This is a genomic window from Pseudoxanthomonas sp. 22568 (genome assembly GCF_052044485.1).
In the GTDB taxonomy this organism is placed as follows: Bacteria; Pseudomonadota; Gammaproteobacteria; order Xanthomonadales; family Xanthomonadaceae; genus Pseudoxanthomonas_A; species Pseudoxanthomonas_A beigongshangi.
Map to the genome: position 1 here is coordinate 70,079 of NZ_JBQENC010000009.1, position 19,093 is coordinate 89,171.

At 68.0% G+C, this 19,093-nt stretch carries 11 protein-coding genes and 1 pseudogene; 2 read left to right on the forward strand and 10 right to left on the reverse strand.

The window, feature by feature from the left end; translation table 11 throughout:
- Window positions 1-46: 46 nt before the first annotated feature.
- Entirely contained in the window at window positions 47-2,047 is a 2,001-nt protein-coding gene (locus ACTJI2_RS12830; RefSeq protein WP_440842335.1) for a sialate O-acetylesterase, read from the reverse strand.
- Window positions 2,044-4,245 (reverse strand): alpha-glucuronidase family glycosyl hydrolase, encoded by a 2,202-nt coding sequence (locus ACTJI2_RS12835; RefSeq protein WP_440842336.1) that lies wholly within the window; start codon window positions 4,243-4,245, stop codon window positions 2,044-2,046. Before ACTJI2_RS12835 ends, ACTJI2_RS12830 begins: the two co-directional genes overlap by 4 nt.
- A gap of 113 nt (window positions 4,246-4,358) precedes the next feature.
- Between ACTJI2_RS12835 and ACTJI2_RS12840 the strand changes: the two genes are divergently transcribed.
- The gene (locus ACTJI2_RS12840; protein WP_183639502.1) at window positions 4,359-5,420 is read left to right on the forward strand and encodes a LacI family DNA-binding transcriptional regulator; all 1,062 of its coding nucleotides are present in this window, start codon (window positions 4,359-4,361) and stop codon (window positions 5,418-5,420) included.
- 276 nt (window positions 5,421-5,696) lie between these two features.
- On the opposite strand, the gene ACTJI2_RS12845 is transcribed toward ACTJI2_RS12840, so the two are convergent.
- The 7 genes from ACTJI2_RS12845 to ACTJI2_RS12875 all read right to left on the reverse strand — a co-directional run bounded on the left by ACTJI2_RS12845 (window position 5,697) and on the right by ACTJI2_RS12875 (window position 16,887).
- Complete coding sequence (locus ACTJI2_RS12845) at window positions 5,697-7,106, reverse strand: sugar porter family MFS transporter (protein ID WP_141455221.1); 1,410 nt, start codon at window positions 7,104-7,106, stop codon at window positions 5,697-5,699.
- A gap of 51 nt (window positions 7,107-7,157) precedes the next feature.
- Window positions 7,158-8,492, reverse strand: a complete 1,335-nt coding sequence (gene xylA, locus ACTJI2_RS12850) for a xylose isomerase (protein ID WP_183639503.1) — start codon at window positions 8,490-8,492, stop codon at window positions 7,158-7,160.
- Window positions 8,493-8,527: 35 nt separating this feature from the next.
- Complete coding sequence (gene xylB, locus ACTJI2_RS12855; protein ID WP_440842338.1) at window positions 8,528-10,021, reverse strand: xylulokinase; 1,494 nt, start codon at window positions 10,019-10,021, stop codon at window positions 8,528-8,530.
- 199 nt (window positions 10,022-10,220) lie between these two features.
- Entirely contained in the window at window positions 10,221-11,750 is a 1,530-nt protein-coding gene (locus ACTJI2_RS12860) for a tryptophan halogenase family protein (protein ID WP_440842340.1), read from the reverse strand.
- Between the two features lie 24 nt (window positions 11,751-11,774).
- Entirely contained in the window at window positions 11,775-12,797 is a 1,023-nt protein-coding gene (locus ACTJI2_RS12865) for a cupin-like domain-containing protein (RefSeq protein WP_318287913.1), read from the reverse strand.
- A gap of 3 nt (window positions 12,798-12,800) precedes the next feature.
- Window positions 12,801-13,544 carry a SapC family protein gene (locus tag ACTJI2_RS12870; RefSeq protein WP_141455216.1) on the reverse strand — a complete coding sequence of 248 codons (744 nt, stop codon included), beginning with the start codon at window positions 13,542-13,544 and terminating at the stop codon, window positions 12,801-12,803.
- A gap of 166 nt (window positions 13,545-13,710) precedes the next feature.
- On the reverse strand, window positions 13,711-16,887 hold the full coding sequence (locus ACTJI2_RS12875; RefSeq protein WP_440842341.1) for a TonB-dependent receptor: 3,177 nt from the start codon (window positions 16,885-16,887) through the stop codon (window positions 13,711-13,713).
- Between the two features lie 460 nt (window positions 16,888-17,347).
- On the opposite strand from ACTJI2_RS12875, the pseudogene ACTJI2_RS12880 reads away from it, so the two are divergent.
- Window positions 17,348-18,402, forward strand: a pseudogene (locus tag ACTJI2_RS12880) (LacI family DNA-binding transcriptional regulator).
- 296 nt (window positions 18,403-18,698) lie between these two features.
- On the opposite strand, the gene ACTJI2_RS12885 reads toward ACTJI2_RS12880, so the two are convergent.
- Window positions 18,699-19,070: a YciI family protein gene (locus ACTJI2_RS12885; protein WP_440842342.1), complete on the reverse strand. Its 372-nt coding sequence runs from the start codon at window positions 19,068-19,070 to the stop codon at window positions 18,699-18,701.
- Window positions 19,071-19,093 lie beyond the last annotated feature (23 nt).

Below are 19,093 nucleotides of genomic sequence, written 5' to 3' on the forward strand. Positions count from 1 at the left end.
TCCGGATTGGGATCGCGCGCGCGAATTCCGTTGCGGAAGGATGCGTTCATCGGGTCGTCTCGGCCGCGGTGAGTGGAAGTTCGAAAGGTCCGGCGGGCAGGCCGGCGCCGTCACGCAGGGTGCAGGTCGGCCCGTCGGCCCAGCAGTAGCGCACCCGTCCGGCATCGCCGGACCGTTGCGGTGCACGCAGGACCACACGATGGCCATCGATCGTCGCGCCCGCATAACGGCAACCGTCCGCTTCGCCACCGCACAGCTCAAAGCCGATCGGACCGGCCGCGCCCGTCGTCGCCAGCGCGCCGGTGACGCCATCGAACGTCACCACCACCGCATCGGCGGTCCGCCGCGCCTCGCGCGGCACCGGGCCGGAAGGCGCGAGCGCGCGCTCGCCATAGATCACGTGGCGCGCCGCGCGCGCCAGCCGTCGCGCCAGTTCCTGCTTGTTCGGCGGATGGATGTCGTAGTGATCGCCGATGTCGATCGCGATCGCCAACCCCGAGCGCGGCTCCTCCGCCACCACCCGGCGCTGCGCTTCGCGGACCTCCGCCCATCCACTTTCCGTCGGTGCGGAAGGCGGCATGCCGTAACCGGCCAGTTGCGCCACCAGCATCGGCAGGCCGTCGCCCAGTTGCCGGCGCCAGTCCGCGCGCAGCGTGCGCAGTCGCGCCGCGTAGCGCGCGCCGTCGGCGGTGTTGGACTCGCCCTGGTACCAGAGGAAACCGCGTAGTCCGTAGCGACCGAGCGGCGCGATCATGCCGTTGTACAACGTCGACAGACCCGCCGCCGCCTGCCAGGGCGCGCTGGGCGGCGCGTCGGTACCGGGCGCGGGCCGGTAGCGCCAGTCCGCATCCAGTGGCACCCGGCTGCCGTCGTCAAAGCGCAGCGCATGCGCGGTCGCCGGGCCGGCGAGCCCGCCTTCGCGCCAGGTATCCAGCACGTTGACGACCACGCTGTTGGCGCCTTCCCGCAACAGGCCCCGCGGCAGCGCGTAGGCGCGCGCGGCATCGGCGCCATAGCTGCTACCGACGGGCACGCCATTGACCCAGGTCATGTCCGTTTCATCGGCCACTCCCAGTTCGAGCACGGCCCCACGCGCGGCCTGCGCCGCGCTCAGTTCCACCTGCGCGCGGTACCACACCATGCCGTCGTAGGCCGCCAGTTCGGGGACACCCCAGCGCTCCCAGGCGCCGAGTCCGGCGGACGCCGGCCGCCACGCCGGATCGGCCGGCGCATCCGCGCGCCACGGTTCGTCACCGGCGGCCGTTTCCTTGCGCGCATTCCACCAGCGCTGCCAGTGCGCGCCCCAGCGCGCGACCGCGGCGATCGGGTCGGCGGCATACAGTGACAGCACGTCGAGCGCCTCGCCCCCCTGCCCGCCCGCGCGCAGCGCGTCCACACTGGTCCAGGCCTCGATCCGCGAACCGCCCCAGGCCGCCTGGATCAGTCCCATCGGCACGTCGATCGTCTTGCGCAGTTCGCGTGCGAAGTAGAAGCAGGCCGCCGAGAAATCCCGCACCGTCTCCGGCGATGCAATCCGCCAGGCGGTCGGTTCGGAGAAGTGCGACTGCGGCGTGATCGCACCGGCCCGCGGAACGGTGAACAGGCGGATGCGCGCGTCCGTGGCGGCGGCGATCTCCCCGCCCGCATCCAGCGAGCGCCAGACGGGCAGTTCCATGTTCGACTGCCCGGCGCACAGCCATACATCGCCAAGCCATATGTCGCGCACGGTCTGCACGGCATCGCCCGCTTCGACCCGCAGATCATGGGGTCCGCCAGCCGCCTGCGCGGGCAGGCGGATTTCCCATGCGCCGTCGTTCCCCGCCCGCGTCGCCGACGCGGCGCCGGCGAAGGACACGCTGACCTGCTGCCCCGGCGCGGCCTGGCCCCAGATACGCAGCGGCGCATCGCGCTGCAAGACCGCGTGATCCTGGAACAACTCATGCAGCAACGCCGGGCGGTTCGCTTCCTGCGCGTGCGTGCATGGCGCCGCCATGCACCACAGCGCGACGCAGGCGATGCCCCGGGCGAACAAGGCTCCCCGGTTCATCGTCCGTCTCCCGGCGCATAGGGAAATCGCAGGGACTGGTAGTACGCCAGCGGCCGCGGTGGCGGCGCTTCGCCTGCGGGCAGCGGCAACCCGTTGATGGACTGGAAGTAGGCCAGGCTCGCATCGCGCCACCACTGCGCCTCACGCTGCTGGATGCGCAGGAAGGCGGCCACTTCGCGATGCCGCACGTCGTCCACCCGGCCACGCAGGCCCTCCCAGGTGGCGCGCATGTCGCCCACGCGGGCCACGCCGCGCGAATAGCGGTGAACCATTTCGTCCCACAGGGAACGCCCGGATTGCATGCGATGGTCCCAGCGCACGTGGTGGAACCACAGCAGGAGCGGCTCGGGCACGCGATCGACGTCGCCGAACACGCGCGCCACCGGCGGCATGTACTGGGCCACGGCATTGCTGCCCCTGACGCTGCGATCGAAGCCGATGCCGTCGCGATCGGCGCGGTGATAGTAGACCGAGGTCCAGTCCGCGCGCGGGCCACCGTCGACCCAGGGGCCGGGGCCGTAGTGATGACCGCGTGCCATCAGGTGATGCAGGCCCAGCGGGGTCATGTAGTCCACCGCCGCCTCGCGCGATACCATCATCATGTCCACCACCGGCCGCACCACCGCCGGGTCGGGCGAGAAGGTCATCGCGACCCAGTCGCGGGCGATGTCACGCGCGGCCAGATGGGGATTCCACGCCAGCCGGCCGAACGCGTACCAGTTGGCCTGATCGAAGTGGGAACCGCTCCAGTTGCGATCGGCGCCCACGTTGGCCACGCCCGCCATGCCGGTCAGCGCCGCGCCGTGCAGCGAACCGTCCACGACCCGCGCCACCGTGGATCCGGCGCCGCGCGCATGGGTATCGGCGCGCAGCGTCTCTTCATAAAGCGTGCCCAGATAGACCAGGTGGGTGGCGAAGCCCAGATACTCCTTGGTGATCTGGAACTCCATCATCAGCGGCGTTTTCGGCATCGCGCCGAACAGGGGATGGAACGGCTCCCTCGGCTGGAAATCGATCGGCCCGTTCTTCACCTGCAGCAGCACGTTCGGACGAAACCGGCCATCCTGGTGGACGAACTCGGCATGGGCCTGCCTGGCGCGATCGTCCGGGACCTCGTGCGAATAGACGAAGGCGCGCCACATCACCACGCCGCCGTAATCCGCCAGCGCGTCGGCGAGCAGGTTCGCGCCGTCGGCATGCGAGCGGCCGTAGTCCTGCGGGCCGGGCTGGCCCTCGGAATTGGCCTTCACCAGGAAGCCGCCGAAATCGGGAATCAGACCGTGGATCTCGCGCGCCTTCTCGCGCCACCAGCGCCGCACCCGCGGGTCCAGCGGATCGGCGCTGTCCAGCCCCCCTATCTCGATCGGCGCGCTGAAGCGCGCACTCAGGTACACGCGGATGCCATAGGGACGGAAGACATCCGCCAGCGCCGCCGCCTTTTCCAGGTACATCGGCGTCAGGCTCAGGGCATTGGCGTTGACGTTGTTGAGGACGGTGCCGTTTATCCCCAGCGACGCGTTCGCCCGAGCGTAGTCGGTGTAGCGCGGGTCTCGCCAATCCGGAAGCTTGTGCCAGTCCCACAGCGACGCGCCCGCATAGCCGCGTTCGACGTGCCCGTCCAGATCGTCCCAATGGTTGAGCAACCGCAGCTTCAGCCGCGGGGCTTCGCGGATCTCCAGGGCCTGCAGCGAAGCACCGGTCTGCAACAGCCGCAGCAGATGGAACACGCCGTACAGCACGCCGATGTCACCGCCGCCTGCGACGACGAGGGTTTCTTTTCCGTCAATGTTCGTCTGGCGCAGGAAATAGCCTTCCGGCCCCAATCCGCGCACTTCATCGCCCAGCGTCGCGATCCACCGCGAGGAAGCGGGCGTGCCCAGCAGCAGCGTGCCCTCGCCGATGGGGCCGGAGGACAGGCGCGGCGCCCGCCCCAGCAAGCCCTCCAGTCCGCGCAGCAGTTCGTCGCGCGCGGCGCGCTGGGTCGGCGTGGCCTCCGGCGCGACCAATTCGCGCAGGCGCGCCCGGGCTTCCACGGCCTGCGCCGGAGCCATCGGCACGTAACGCATCCACAGCGCGTAGCCGTCCTCGGCGCGCGCCGCGCCCGCGATCAGCACCATCCACAGCAGCAGGAGTTCGGCCAGCACCGGCAGAACGCGCCGCCGGCCCGGGTCGCCCCGACGCAAGGTTAGCGTTAACATTCGCCGGCCAGGCGGGCACGCGGACGTGATGTGTTCCATCATCATCCTGCGAGCCTGGCCGGGTTCGGGCGGCCGCGGAAAGACGCGGCCATGGTCGAAGAAGGGAAAACAGGTTGGACAAGCCGAAGAAGTCGATCCGCCGCAAGAGCAGCGGCGTGACTATCGATGAGGTGGCCGCCCTGGCGGGCGTGTCGCCGATGACGGTCTCGCGCGTCATCAATGGCCAGGGAAAAGTGCGCGACACCACCCGCGAGCGGGTCATGCAGGCGGTGCGCGAACTGGACTACACGCCCAATCTGGCCGCCAGTTCGCTGGCGGCGGCCCAACACACCCGCATCGCCCTGATCTACACCAACCCCAGCGGCGCCTATCTTCGCGAACTGCTGGTGGGACTGCTGCGCGTGGCCTCGCGCACCGCGATCCAGCTGGTAGTGGATTACTGGGACGGCCTGGGTGGCGAAGCCGAGCGTGAAGCGGCGCGCGCGCTCGCCCGCCGCGTCGATGGCGTGATCCTGCCGCCGCCGTTGTGCGAATCCCGCGTCGCGGTGACCGAACTGGTCAAGGCCGGCGTGCCGGTGGTCGCGATCGCCTCGGGACGTTTCAGCAACGACATCTCCTGCGTCAGGATCGACGACTTCACCGCCGGCAAGGAGATGGCCGAGCACCTGATCGAACGCGGCCATGCCCGCATCGGCTTCATCCGCGGACGCAACGACCTGAGCGCCAGCTCGCGGCGCTATGACGGCTTCGTCACCGCGCTGCACGAAGCCGGCCTGGAAGTCGACGCCGACCTCGTCCAGCAGGGCGACTACACCTATCGCTCCGGACTCAAGGCCGCCGAGAAACTGCTTGCGCACCGCAGGCCGCCGACCGCGATCTTCGCCAGCAACGACGACATGGGCGCCGCCGCGATCTCGGTCGCCCATCGGCGCGGGCTGGACGTGCCGCGTGATCTTTCGGTGGTCGGTTTCGACGATACCTCGGCCGCGACCACGGTCTGGCCGGAACTGACCACCATCCACCAACCCATCGCGTCCATGGCCAACGCGGCCGTGGACATCCTGCTGCGCAGCATCCGCCGCAAGGACGACAGCACCCGCGTGCTGATGGACCACGTGGTCCCGCACCGGCTGGTCAGCCGCGAATCGGTGGCGGCACCGCCCAAACGTCGCTAGCGCGTCGCAAGGCCTGCCCGCACCGCACCCGGCAGCGGCATCGTCGACAGGCAGCGGCATACCGGCCCGGCGGACCAGCGCGCTTGCGATATCGGGGTTCCACATGCCCATGCTGTTTCCCGCCCCTCCCGATGACACGGATGCCTGATCAGCTGATCCGGCCGTCCGCCCTGGTCTGTATTCCGTCCGAACAAACCTGCGTCGCGATGCACGGCGCACCACGCCTGCCGACTCCCACGCCGGCCCGCTCATCGCGATGCCGGCGCCGGTCCGGGCTCACCCCTCCATCTGTTCCAGTTCCTTGCCCTTGGTCTCGTGCACGTACTTAAGGACGAAGAACACCGAGATCACCGCCGCAGCCAGGTAGATGCCGTAGGTCGCCGCCAGGCCGATGGCGGCCAGCAGGATCGGAAAGGTCACGGTGATGGCGAAGTTGGACGTCCACTGCGCCGCACCCGCCACCGCCAGCGCGGAACCGCGGATCTGGTTGGGGAACATTTCCCCCAGCATCACCCACATCACCGGTCCCCAGGACAGGTTGAAGAACACCACATAGAGATTGGCCGCCACCAGCGCCAGCGTGCCCATGCCGCCGGGCAGTTGCAGGTGGCCGTCCACCAGCGATCCGCTGGCGAAGGCCCACACCACCAGTGCCAGCGACGCCGCCATGCCGGCCGAACCGATCCACAGCAGCGGCTTGCGCCCGATGCGGTCGATCAGCAGCACGGTGACGAGGCAGGCACCGATGCTCAGCGCGCCGGACAGCACGTTGATCAGCAGGGCGTCGTTTTCCGAGAAGCCCACCGCCTGCCAGAGCACCGCGCCGTAGTAGAACACCACGTTGATGCCCACCAGTTGCTGGAAGGTGGCCAGGCCGATGCCGACCCACACGATCGGACGAATCCGGCCGGTGGCCTTGTTCTTCAGATCCGACAGGCGCGGGCGATGGTGATCCTCGGACAGCGAGGCATCGATTTCGGCCAGTTTGACGCGCGCCTCGCCCGCGCCGAACAGACGGGTGAGCACGCGCATCGCTTCGTCCTTGCGGCGCTTGACCACCAGGTAGCGCGGGCTTTCCGGAATGGTCAGCAGCAGCACCAGGAACAGCAGCGAGGGAAACGCCTGCATCCAGAACATCCAGCGCCAGGCCGCCTGGCCGCCCCACAGCGCCCCGGTCGAGGCGCCCGCGGCGCGGGCCAGCAGATAGTTGCTCAGGAACGCCGCGAACAGGCCGCTGATGATGGCGATCTGCTGCACCGTGGCCAGCCGTCCGCGGTACCGCGCCGGCGCCACTTCGGCGATGTAGGCCGGCGATATCACGCTGGCCGCGCCCACCGCGAATCCGCCCAGCACGCGCGCGGCCACGAACACCAGTGAACTGTGCGCGGCACCGGCGCCAATCGCCGACAACAGGAACAGCGCCGCCGAGATGATCAGCACGCTGCGCCGGCCCCAGCGATCGGCCAGCCGGCCGGCGAAGAACGCGCCGACCGCGCACCCCAGCAGCATCGAGGCGACCTCGAAGCCCAGCCCCGCCTTGCTGGATCCGAACGCCTGCTGCAGGCCGTCCACGGTGCCGTTGATGACCCCGCTGTCGAATCCGAACAGGAATCCCCCGATGGTCGCCACCACGCTGATCAACACGATCAGCCGGGTGTTCTCGTTCTCCGTCAACGCCTGGCTCATGCCGTCCTCCCCTTGCTCAGTTCATGACCGTTGCGATGGCCACCCGACCGCTCAGCGCAACAGGTATTGGTTGAGCAGATTCTCGTAGCGCTCCTGCTTGCCACTGATCTGCCTGGGTTCACCGTTCCCGGCGGCCAGCGCCGCCAGTCCGGACAGGTCCAGCCTACCGTTTTCGAAGTCCTTGCCCGCGCCGCTGTCGAAGCTGGCATAACGCTCGGCGCGCCATTGTTCCCACGGGGATTCGGTCAACAGCGCGTGCGCGACCTCCAGGCCGCGCGCGAACGCGTCCATGCCGCCGATGTGGGCCAGGAACAGGTCCTCCAGATCGGTCGACTCCCGGCGCACCTTGGCGTCGAAATTCAGCCCGCCCTCCAGCCCGCCCTGGCGCAGCACCACCAGCATCGCGCCGACGGTGTCGTACAGGTCGGTCGGGAACTGGTCGGTGTCCCAGCCATTCTGGGCATTGCCGCGATTGGCATCGATGCTGCCCAGCAGCCCGTGATCGGCCGCCACCTGCAGATCGTGCTCGAAAGTGTGGCCCGACAGGGTGGCGTGGTTGGCCTCGATGTTGAGCTTGAAGTCCTTCTCCAGGCCATGCTCCTTCAGGAAGCCGGCCACGGTGGCGCTGTCGAAGTCGTACTGGTGCTTCATCGGCTCCATCGGCTTGGGCTCGATCAGGAAGTTGCCCTTCAGCCCGATGCTGCGGCCGTAGTCGCGCGCCATGGTCAGGAAACGGGCGAAATGCGCGATCTCGCGCTTCATGTTGGTGTTGACCAGCGAGGCGTAGCCTTCGCGACCGCCCCAGAACACGTAGTGCTCACCGCCCAGTTCCACCGTGGCTTCCAGCGCCGCCTTCACCTGCACCGCCGCGCGCGCGACCACGGCGAAGTCCGGATTGGTCGAGGCGCCATTCATGTAGCGCGGATGCGAGAACAGGTTGGCGGTGCCCCACAACAGCTTCATGCCGGTCGCCCGCTGGCGCTCCCCGGCCAGGCCGACCATGTGCCGGAGGTTCTTTTCGTAGGTGGCGATGTCTTCCGCGTCCGGCGCCAGATCCACATCGTGGAAGCACCAGTACGGCACGCCGAGCTTGGTGAAGAATTCGAACGCCGCATCCACCTTGGCTTCGGCGGTGGCCATCGGCGAACCGGCCTCCCACGGGAAGTGCCGCGTGCCGGGGCCGAACGGGTCATGGCCGGCATTGCAGAACGTATGCCAGTAGCAGACCGCGAACTTGAGGTGCTCGGCCATGGTCTTGCCGCCAATCCTGCGGTTCGCGTCGTAGATCTTGAAGGCCAGCGGATTGTCCGAGCCGCGGCCCTCGAACGGGATGCGGCCGATGCCGGGGAAGTATTCCTTGGCGCCGATGAAGGGCTGCGTGCTCATGCTGGATTTCCTTGGGTTGTGCCGGAGGGGAAGCGTCAGCCGCGCTGCAGCGGCGTGACGGCATCGAGGTACTGGAGGAAGCGCCGGTAGCCGTTGGCGTACGCTTGCCTGCGTGATGGATCGGGCGTGGCCGACAACGCCGGGTCGGTCGTCACATGCGCCTGCACGACGGTGGCGATGGACGCGGAGTCGCCGTTCGCGCGAGCGCGGGCCCACAGCGCCTGCAGGGCCGCGCCAAAGGCCGCGCCTTCGGCCTGTCGCGGCACGTCCACCGGCAGGCCGAACACATCGGCCACCAATTGCCGCCAGGCCGCGCTGTTGGCGCCGCCGCCGGTCAGCACGATGCGATCGAAACGCATCCCGGCGCGGACGAAGGCGTCATAGCCGTACTTCAGGCTGTAGGTCGCTCCTTCCATCGCCGCGCGATACAGGTGCGCCGGGCTGAGGTTATGCACGTCCAGGCCGGCGAGCACGCCCTTGCCCAGCGGCAGATCCGGGGTGCGCTCGCCGTTGAGGAACGGCAGCATCACCAGCCCGTCGGCGCCGGCCGGCGTGGACTGCACGAGCGCGTCGCCGTCGCGCGCGTCGAAGCCGAACAGGCGCGCGACCTGCTCGGTCGCCACCGTGCAGTTCATCGTGCAGATCAGCGGCAGCCAACCGCCGGTGGACGAGCAGAACGCCGCCCACGCGCCGGCCGGATCGACCACCGGCGTGTCTGAGTACGCGAACAGCGTGCCCGAGGTGCCGAGGCTCATCGCCAGCCGGCCTTCGGCCACGCAGCCGGTGCCGATGGCCGCCATCATGTTGTCGCCGCCGCCGACCGCGACTTTGACGGTGGTGGGCAGGCCCAGCTTCGCGGCCATCGCCGGCATGATGTCGAACAGCGCGTCCGGCGCGGCGATCGGCGGCAGGCAGGCCGCCAGATCGCGATCCGGATCGGTGGCATGCAGCATCGCCTTCGACCAGCCGCGCGTGCGCACGTCCAGCCAACCGGTGCCGGAGGCATCGCCGTACTCGCAGAAGCGCTGTCCGGTCAGCACGAAATTCAGGTAGTCGTGCGGCAGCAGGATCGTCGCCAGCCGCGCGTAGGCCTCGGGACGATGCTTGCGCGTCCACGGCAGCTTGGAGGCGGTATAGCCGGCCAGGATCGGATTGCCGGCCAGCTCGATGGCGCCTTGCGCGCCGCCGACCGCCGCCATGATGTCGACGCACTCGCCGGCCGTGCTGGTGTCGTTCCACAACTTCGCCGGCGCCAGTACCTGTCCGTCGATGTCCACCGCCACGAAGCCGTGCTGCTGGCCGGACACCGCCAGCGCATCCACGCGCGCGCGGATCGTCGGGTCGATGCGATCGAAGCAATCGCGCATCGCCTCCACCCAGTCCGACGGATGCTGCTCGCGGCTGCCGTCCTCGCCACTGGTCAATGCCAGCGGCGCACTGGCATTGGCGACCACGGCGCGGGCATCCGTGTCGTACACCACCACCTTGAGGCTTTGCGTGCCTGCGTCGATGCCTGCGGTCAGTGCCATGCGAAGTCCCCGGAACGAAAAGTTAGCGCTACCATTTCGGCGGTAAAAAAAATCCGCGTCCGCGAATACCGCCGGGAAAGCCGCTGCCGCGGCCCGGTCCCTAGCCTGCGGCCACTGTATACACGACCGCGCCGGAGTACATGCTGCGGCGCAGAATCCCCGTCCCGACAAGGACTTGCGGACGACGGACCGTGCGCTTTCATGCCCGCTGCTCCCGCGCCGGGGCCGGACGTTGCCGCCACACCTCGGCGTTGGCCGGGCAGTAGCGTTCAATGAAGTCCTGCTGCGCCGGCATCGCCGCCACCGCCCGCGTGATCGGCGCGCGGATGCCGTCCAGCAGGCGCTTCAGATCCGGGTCGGACAGGCCACGCGCCAGCGGATGGTGCGCCTGCGGCTGCAGGCCCTGGCCCAGCATCACGTGGGTCCAGGAATCGACGCGGAACAGTTCGTTGGCGCCCTGCCAGGCGTGCGCGCGCTCGCGCCACGCCTGCAGGCGGATCGCCAGCGAATCGGGCAATTCCATGTGGCGGCATTCGCGCCACATCGGTTCCTCGCGCTGGTTGGCGTGGTAATGCAGGATGATGAAGTCGCGCACGTGCTCCATCTCGGTCCGGCTGGTCTCGTTGTACAGCCGCACCAGCGCGTCATCGATGCCATCGAGCGGAAACAGTTCGATCAACCGCACGATCGCGGTCATCGCCAGGTGCAGGCTGGTCGATTCCAGCGGCTCGATGAAACCGCTGGCCAGGCCCAGCGACACCACGTTCCTGTTCCAGGCCCGCAGGCGACGCCCGGTCCGGAACGGCACCCGCCATGGATCGCGCACCGGCGGCGCGCCGACGTCGGCCAGCAGTTTGGCGCTGGCTTCGTCGTCGGACATATGACGGCTCGAAAACACCAGGCCGCAACCGACCCGGTGCTGCAACGGGATGTGCCAGCGCCAGCCGGCCGCATGCGCGATCGCGCGCGTGTACGGCACCGGCGCGCCGGTTGGCTCGGTCTGCACCGCCACCGCGCGGTCGCTGGGCAACCAGCGGTTCCAGTCCTCGTAGCCGGTTTGCAGGGTCTGCTCGATCAGCAGACCGCGAAAGCCGGTGCAATCGATGAACAGATCGCCCTCGATCACCTGGCCATCCTCCAGCAGCAACGCGCGCACGTCGCCGGTCCCGGCGTCCTGGCGCACCTCGCGGATCTTGCCCTCGATCCGCTTGAGTCCGTTGCGCTCGGCATGCCGGCGCAGGAAACGCGCGTACAGCCCGGCGTCCAGGTGGTAGGCGTAGTTGACCGCGGGCTGCCCGCCCAGGGCGAACCGATCCCGCAGCGACGCCTGGGTTTCCAGGCAGAAGTCGCCGAGCTCGGAGGCATGGCCGCGGCGCAGGCTCTCCAGCCAGAAATGGTGGAACGCGCAGACCAGGGTGCCCTGACCGGTGATGCCGAACGGATGGATATAGCGCTCGCCGTGCCGGCGCCAGTGCTCGAACGAGATCGACAGCTTGAACGTGCCGGCCACGGCCTGCAGGAATTCCTGCTCGTCGATCTGCAGGAAGCGATGGAAGCTGCGGATCGGCGGCACCGTCGATTCGCCGACGCCGACCGTGCCGATCTGCTCGGATTCGATCAGGGTGATGTCCAGCAGTCCGCGGAACTGGTGCGCCAGCGCGGCGCCAGCCAGCCAGCCGGCGCTGCCGCCACCGGCAATCACCACCCTGCGTATCCGTCCAGCTTCCATCCGTCCCCTCTCCCGGCGTGCCGGTCAGCGATTGAGTTTGTCGATCAGCATGGCGCGCAGCTGCCGCGCCATCGCTTCGTCCAGCGGCCCCATCACCCCGCGCGCATCTTGGGGCAGGTGCGCGCCGGCCTGATCGGCGGCGCCGAACACGTAATGATCGAAAATCGCGCGCCATCCCCGCTTCTCGCGCTCGGGCCGATCCCGAATCGTCCACAGCGCGTGGTACAGCGCGTGCATCGGCGTCGGCAGATAGGCCGGCGCGCTGCTCCACCAGTAGTTGATCAGTACGTTGAACGGCTCCAGCCCCTGCACGTGGTGCCACCACAGGCTCGGCATGAAGATCGCGTCGCCGGGTTCGAGCACCGCCTCGCGCGCGGTCGCCCACGCCTCGGCGAAGCGCGGGTGGCGCTGCAGATCCGGTGCGGCGAAATCCACGATGCTGACCGCCTGCCCGCCGGGCGTCGGCGCCAGCGGTCCCGGATACAGGTTGGCGATCTGTTCGGGCGGGAACAGGGTGAAGCGGCGCCGTCCGACGGCGCAGCAGGCGATATTGTTCAGGGCGTCGTAATGGCATGACGCGATCACCCGGTTGCCGATCCAGATGCTCGGCGGCGCGTGGATGCCCTGGGCCGCGAGCCCGAGATCGTTGCCGGCGCGCAGGCGCGGAAGACGGGCGTCCACCGGCAACGACGCCACGTAGTAGGTCGGTGGCCGTTCGTCTTCGATGTGCCGTGCGATCCCGTCGAGTACATCACCCAGGCCATCGCGGCGCACCTCGCAGTTCAAGCCGGTGAAGCCGGCATCGTAGAACGGCCGTCCCGCCACCTCCGGCGCGCCCCACGAATAGGTGACCGGCTGGCCGTTGTCGTGATCGCGCAGGTAGTCCATCGCGGCGCGCATCGAACTCCGGCCGGCCCGCACCAGTTCCCAATCGCGCGCGACCCCGCGCAGCACGACCGGCTCGCCGCCGGCCAGCAGCGCCTGCACGGGCACGTTCTCACCTGGCGACAGCGCCAGTTCGGGCAGCGGCGTGGCGGCAGGCAACATCGCTCAGGCCGCCCGTGCCTGGCGCAGGCGACGCTGCTTCTCGGCCATCAACCGGCGCAGGTTCTGCATCGACGCCTGGATCAGATACGCTCCTTCCAGATATCCGGCGCGGTGGAGTCCGTGCAGCGCCCCCGCGTCCAGCGCGGCCAGGCGCTCCCGATCCAGGCCATGCAGGCCGGCCAGGCTCACCCGGTGCTGGTCGTCCAGCTGCAATTCCAGGTCCAGCGGCTGGATCAGCTCCAGCGCGTCGAACGCGGCGAACATCGACGCGCCGGATTCGATGCCGTCGCGGACGCCGCGCAGCACCGCCGAGACATGATCCAGGTAGGGACTGTGCCCGCCGTGTGGCAGGAACACCGCTTCGCCTTCGCTGAAACTGGCGCGCGGATGATCCAGGTCGACATGGATTACCGGTTCGCGCCGGAGTTCGCCCTCCACGCTGCGCTCCTGGAAACCAATCAGGAACGGCCCCTTGGCGACGATGCCCGGCAGGTAGGTGGCGTTCCAGCGGCCATCGCGCAGGAACAGGTTCTCGCGCGCGTCGAAGCCCAGCAGGGCGACCGCCTGCCAGGCGCCGTCGCGGTTGCGGTCGCGACGGAAGAAAATCGGATACTCGCGCTGCAATTCGGCGAACTCGGTCGGGAACGCGGTGACCATGCCGACATCGTCGCCGAACTCCGGCCCGAAGCGGGTGATGACCCGCAGGTCCTTGTGGGCGACGTTGTTCAGCAGTTCGTGTCGTGCCATGGTGATTCGGGACCGGGTGGCGTGCGCGGAGTTATGCACCGTCCCTGCCGGAATTGGAAGGGCCGCCGCCGAAAGCCGGGCGGGCGACCGGTGGGTGAAAAGGGATCGCTGCCGAAGCAGCGATCCCATCCTTCACGATAGCCGGAGAGGGCGGTATCGCAGGACCCTAGAACTTGTAGCGGACACCGAGCATGTAGCGCGGACTCTGATCGACCAGCTTGATTACCTGCTTCTCCGAGCGGCCGTGCCAGCGCACGTCCTCGCCGGTCAGGTTGATCGCCTCGAAGCCCAGCGACCAGCGGTCCGACAGCGCGTAGTTGACGCTGAGATCCCACTGCTCGTATTCCTCGACGTAGTACGGATTGCGGTTGGATCCGTTCTGGTTCGCCGCGATGAGGTACTCGTCGCGCCAGTTCCACGCCAGGCGGACCGACCAGCCATACTTCTCGTACATCAACATCAGGTTGGCGGTGTCGCTCAGGCCCAGCAACGCGAACTGGTCGCGGTCCAGCACCGTGTTGTCGAAGCCGACGTCGCCATTGACGATGGTGTAGTTGGCGAACAGACCGAAACCGCTGTCACCGAGGAAGTACTGGCCGCCGATTTCCCAGCCGCGCAGCTTGGCCTTGTTCTGGTTGACCGGCCGGTTGACGTCGAACAGGTACAGCGGATCGTCCGCCTCGCCGACCAGGTTGTAGTCGGTCTCCATCTCCAGCACCTGCGCCGAGCTGCCGTCGTAGGCGGCCAGGCCACCGGTTGCACCGGCGTTGCGCAGCATGGCCAGGGCCGTGAACAGCGCCGTGTCGTTGGCCGAGCAGGCGGCGTCGACGTCGTTGCCGGCGCCGCTCACCTGGGTGACGCAAGCCTGGCTCTGCAGGAAGTCCAGCGCCGCCTGCGCATCCGGACCGGAGGTCGGGTCGGTCAGGCCGTACAGCGATTCGCGGACCACGGTGTTGCCGATGAAATTGTCGACCGCCTTGTTCCAGTAGGTCACCGACACGTAGCTGGCATCGGCGAAGTACCACTCCAGCGCCAGGTCCAGGTTGTCCGATTCCAGCGGCTCCAGCGCCGGGTTCTGGGCGTCGCCGCCGGCGCGCGTGGACGGATTGACCAGCACCGAACCGGTCGGCTGGTTCGGGTTCGGACCGGCGTACAGGTTGCCGTACGGCGGACGCGCGATCGTCTTGCTGAACGAGGCGCGGCCCTTCAGGGTGTCGGTGAAGTCAATCCCGAAGTCCAGGTTCGGCAGCAGGTAGCTGTAGCGGTTGGTCTCGCTGAACGGCTGCACCTCGTCCGAACGCAGGATGCGGAAGTCGTTGTTGGCCGACCACTCGATCGCGTTGGGCACGGCCACTGCCGAAGTGGAGGTGACATCGGTACGCTCGTAGCGCACGCCAATCCGCGTCTGGGTGGCCATGCCGCCGAGCTCGCCCTGCATTTCCAGCTGCAGGTAGACCGAATCGGTCTTTTCCTCGATCTTGTTGTCGGCCGCCAGTTGCGGGTTGTAGCGGTTGCTCGCCCCGTACTCGCCGGCCGCCCACCGCGCCAGGTCACTGGTGTTGCCTCGCCATGCGCCGGGCGCCGCGCCGTTGGCGCTGTAGTCGTCGAACAGGCCGATGATGCTGGTCCGCTGCAGCAGATCGGTCAGGCCCGGTTCGTCGCCGGCATTGGCCACGCCCCAGTCGCCGAGCGTGGCGTACATCTCGGTCGCCTGCCGCCGCCTCATCGTCATGCGCGAGGAATCGACGCCGAACTGGAAGCGGCCATCCTCGAAATCGAACTCGCCGTCGATCCGGCCCTGCTTGATCTCGGTTTCCTGGGTCTGCGCGTTGATGCGCAGCACCTGCGAGCCCAGTTGCTCGGGCGGGAAGTCGGGATTCAGGGTGCCGCCGGTGCCGGCCACCGCCGATGCCGCGTCCGGATACCAGGTGCGGGCACCGAGCGGCAGGCCGTTGTTGAAGCGCAGCTCCTGCGCCCAGTTGCCGCCGCAATACGGACCGACCGTGCAGTTGTTGGTGCCGGCCAGGCTGAAGTAGGTCGCGCCGCCACCGGTCAGCGGGTCGTTCGGCTTGCTGCTTGACTTGGTGTTGTGGGCGTCGAAGTTCAGCCGGAACCGATCGCTGACGTCCCACTTGGCGTTGAAGCCCAGCGAGTCCAGCTTGTACTTCTGCTCGTTGTGCTGCTGCTCGTAACCGAAGTCCTTGGCACCTACGATGTCGCGCAGGTAGACCGGCGTGGCGACGGCCTCGTTGGTGTCGAATGCCAGGTGGGTGAAGCTGTTGGCGCGCTGCAGCCAGATTGTCTGCTCGCCGCGATCCTCGGAGATCTCGTTGGTCGAGTACGTGTAGTCCAGGGTCAGGGTCAGGCTGTCGATCGGCGCGAACTGGATCACCGCCTGGCCGTTGATGCGCTCGCGTTCGAAATCGGCGAAGGCGTAGCGCAGGTCGTTCGGCATCGCGTAGAGCTGGCCGATGGCCGGCGCGTTGACCACCTCCGCGCCGGCGCGCAGCGCCGGATCGGTGCCGGTCCAGCGCTGGATGTTCCAGGCGTTCTCGGTCGCCTGCACCGAACCGCCGTGGCGCTTCTGGTAGCTGGCCGCCAGGCCGACGCCCCAGGTCTTGTCGTCGTTGGTGTAGCTGAAGATGCCCGAGACTTCGGGCGTCATGTCGGTGTCGAACGGCTGCGAGTCGTCGTAGACCGCCTTGGCGCCGGCGCTGGCGACCACGCCGGTGTGGTTGAACGGCCGATCGGTCTGGATGTTGATGGTCGCGCCGATGCCGCCGCTGGGCACGGTGGCCTGGCCGGTCTTGAAGACCTCCAGCGCGCTGATCGCCTCGGAGGCCAATTGGGCGAAATTGAACGCGCGGGTGCCGCCGTCCACGCCGCCGATCGGGATCTGGCCCGGCGCGCCGAACGCGTCGGCGCCGGGAATCTGGCGACCGTTGAGGGTCACCATGTTGAACTGCGGGCCGAAGCCACGCGCGGTGACCTGCGCGCCCTCGCCGTCGCGGCGCTCGATCGAGATACCGGTGATGCGCTGCAGGGACTCGGCCAGGTTGGTGTCCGGGAACTTGCCGATGTCCTCGGCGGTGACGCCATCGACGACGCCGATGGCGTCGCGCTTCATCCCCATCGACTGATCCAGACTGCTGCGGATGCCGCTGACCACGACCGTGTCCAGGGTCTTGGCCTGGTCGGTCGCCTGCGACGTGGATTGCTGGGTGGTGTCCGCAGGCGTGGCCTGCGTGGCGGCGTCCTGGCCGAACGCGGGGTTGATGACCAGCACGCCCCCCACGAAGGTGAACATGGCCTTCGATTTGAATCTCGCCAACTTCCGGCTCATGAACTTGCCCTCAGGTCTGGAGTTGCACGGAAACTGCACGCGTTCATGGATCTCCCCTTTCACGATCAATGGATGTATCGCCCTCCCAAGGGCGCCCACGGGCATGGCCCGTTATTTCCAGACCGGAACCGGGCGCAGCGTCCGAGGACGCACGACCTGGTATTCCGGCTTCAAAACGTGGTTGGACGACTAGCGCGCGATGGAGGGGCAGGCCATTGACCGGGCTGTGCAGCAGTCGAGTGGTAGCGCTACCATTACGTTGGGCCGCAGACTAATCACGCGTCTTCGTCCTTGTCACCATGCAGCGCAGCAAATCGACGCAAAGTCCCCGAAACACCGCGCCGAGTACGTTGGGAGGAACCGTGATGGAAACGATTCCAGCCACGGGACTGCGCGTGTAATGGAGGTTTCCCGCCCGCAGGCCGCCTGAACCACGCAGAATGACCGGATGAATTCCCGCATGAACAAGACCAGCAAGTCGGTCCGCCGCAAGGGACGGGCCATCACCATCGACGAAGTCGCCGCGCACGCCGGCGTCTCGCCGATGACCGTGTCCCGCGTGATCAATGGCCACGAAGGCGTGCGCGACGCCAATCGCGAACGGGTGATGCGCAGCGTGCGCGAACTCGGCTATCGGCCCAACCTGGCCGCCAGCGCGCTGGCCGCGGCGCAGCACACCTGCATCGCGCTGATCTACACCAACCCCAGCTCCAGCTACCTGCGCGAGCTGCTGGTCGGCGCCTTGCGCGGCTCGGNGTGATCGCCACCTGGGACACCCTCGACGCGCAAGGCCAGCGCGCCGCCGCGCGGCAGTTGGCGCAGAGCGTGGCGGGCGTGATCCTGCCGCCGCCGCTATGCGAGTCCAAGGCGATCGTCGCCGAGTTCGCGCAGGCCGGAATCCCGGTTGTCGCGATCGCGTCGGCGCATTTCAGCGACCGGATTTCCTGCGTGCGCATCGACGACCATCGCGCCAGCCACGAAATGACCACGCACCTGATCGCGCATGGCCATACCCGCATCGGCTACATCAAGGGCGATCCCAACCAGACCGCCAGCGCGCATCGCCTGCGCGGCTACCAGGAAGCCCTGGCCGAGGCCGGCCTCGCCTTCGACGAGGCACTGGTCCAACCCGGCTATTTCACCTATCGCTCGGGCCTGGACGCGGCGGAGAACCTGCTGGCCCTGCGCCGACCGCCGACCGCCATCTTCGCCAGCAATGACGACATGGCTTCCGCGGTGGTCTCCGTCGCCCACCGCCGCGGCCTGGACGTGCCGCGCGATCTCTCCGTGGTTGGCTTCGACGACACCTCGGCGGCGACGATGGTCTGGCCCGAACTGACCACCGTCCACCAGCCGGTCGCCTCGATGTCCGATGCGGCCATCGACATCCTGCTGCGCGAAATCCGGCGCCCGAATACCTCGGCGCGCACCCTGGTCAACCATGTCGTCCCGCATCAACTGGTGAAGCGCGCGTCGGTCGAAACCCTCGCCAAGCGCAAGACGGGCGGACGGTAGAAGGTTGGGAGACAGAGGCCAGGTGACATGCGTGGTGCGGGCCACCGATGAAGTGCTCAGTGACTCACGCCATTGGCGTCGCGAGCAGGCCGTCCGGGAAAGCGAGAAGCAACGGCAAGCATCCGCAACGCCGGATTCATCCGTGCACGGACGCAAGTAGCGAGACCGGCATCGAATGCCTGCCCGCCAGGGGAACCTCCGCCCATATCACGCTTCCCTTGGCGTCGCCAGCCGGATAACGGCCAAGAAGGGCGCGCATTGGCTCCCCGGAACCTTCAGCGCATTTGTTCAAGTCCTCACGGAGCCAGGTAAAAGGCCATGGGGATGAGCTCGACGGCCCATCCGCCCTCTTCCCCCAAGATGGCGGCCGGGTGCATGGAGGCGATGCGCAATGCGTCCTCGGGACCGTCCGCCTCGATGATGAACAAGCCGCCCACTACCTCCTTCGCCTCGGCGTAAGGTCCATCGGTGACATGCGTCTTGCCTCCACGCGGACGGAGCGTTCGCCAGTTGCTGATGTCGCCCAATGATGCGGACACCCGCACCTTGCCGGTGGCGAGCATCTTTTCGTCCAGGGCGGGGCACTGGCTCTCCAGCGCTTCGACGTCGCTGGGACTCATGGCGGCAAACTTTTCGGGGCTGAAATAAGCCAGGCCGAGGTATTTCATGGGAATTCCTTTGAACAGGGGTG

What these genes read in the sequence shown, in the direction of transcription:
- ACTJI2_RS12830 (WP_440842335.1), bottom strand. Translation starts at nt 2,047, where the DNA reads ATGAACCGGGGAGCCTTGTTCGCCCGGGGCATCGCCTGCGTCGCGCTG.
- ACTJI2_RS12835 (WP_440842336.1), bottom strand. Translation starts at nt 4,245, where the DNA reads ATGTTAACGCTAACCTTGCGTCGGGGCGACCCGGGCCGGCGGCGCGTT.
- ACTJI2_RS12845 (WP_141455221.1), bottom strand. Translation starts at nt 7,106, where the DNA reads ATGAGCCAGGCGTTGACGGAGAACGAGAACACCCGGCTGATCGTGTTG.
- xylA (WP_183639503.1), bottom strand. Translation starts at nt 8,492, where the DNA reads ATGAGCACGCAGCCCTTCATCGGCGCCAAGGAATACTTCCCCGGCATC.
- xylB (WP_440842338.1), bottom strand. Translation starts at nt 10,021, where the DNA reads ATGGCACTGACCGCAGGCATCGACGCAGGCACGCAAAGCCTCAAGGTG.
- ACTJI2_RS12860 (WP_440842340.1), bottom strand. Translation starts at nt 11,750, where the DNA reads ATGGAAGCTGGACGGATACGCAGGGTGGTGATTGCCGGTGGCGGCAGC.
- ACTJI2_RS12865 (WP_318287913.1), bottom strand. Translation starts at nt 12,797, where the DNA reads ATGTTGCCTGCCGCCACGCCGCTGCCCGAACTGGCGCTGTCGCCAGGT.
- ACTJI2_RS12870 (WP_141455216.1), bottom strand. Translation starts at nt 13,544, where the DNA reads ATGGCACGACACGAACTGCTGAACAACGTCGCCCACAAGGACCTGCGG.
- ACTJI2_RS12875 (WP_440842341.1), bottom strand. Translation starts at nt 16,887, where the DNA reads ATGAGCCGGAAGTTGGCGAGATTCAAATCGAAGGCCATGTTCACCTTC.
- ACTJI2_RS12885 (WP_440842342.1), bottom strand. Translation starts at nt 19,070, where the DNA reads ATGAAATACCTCGGCCTGGCTTATTTCAGCCCCGAAAAGTTTGCCGCC.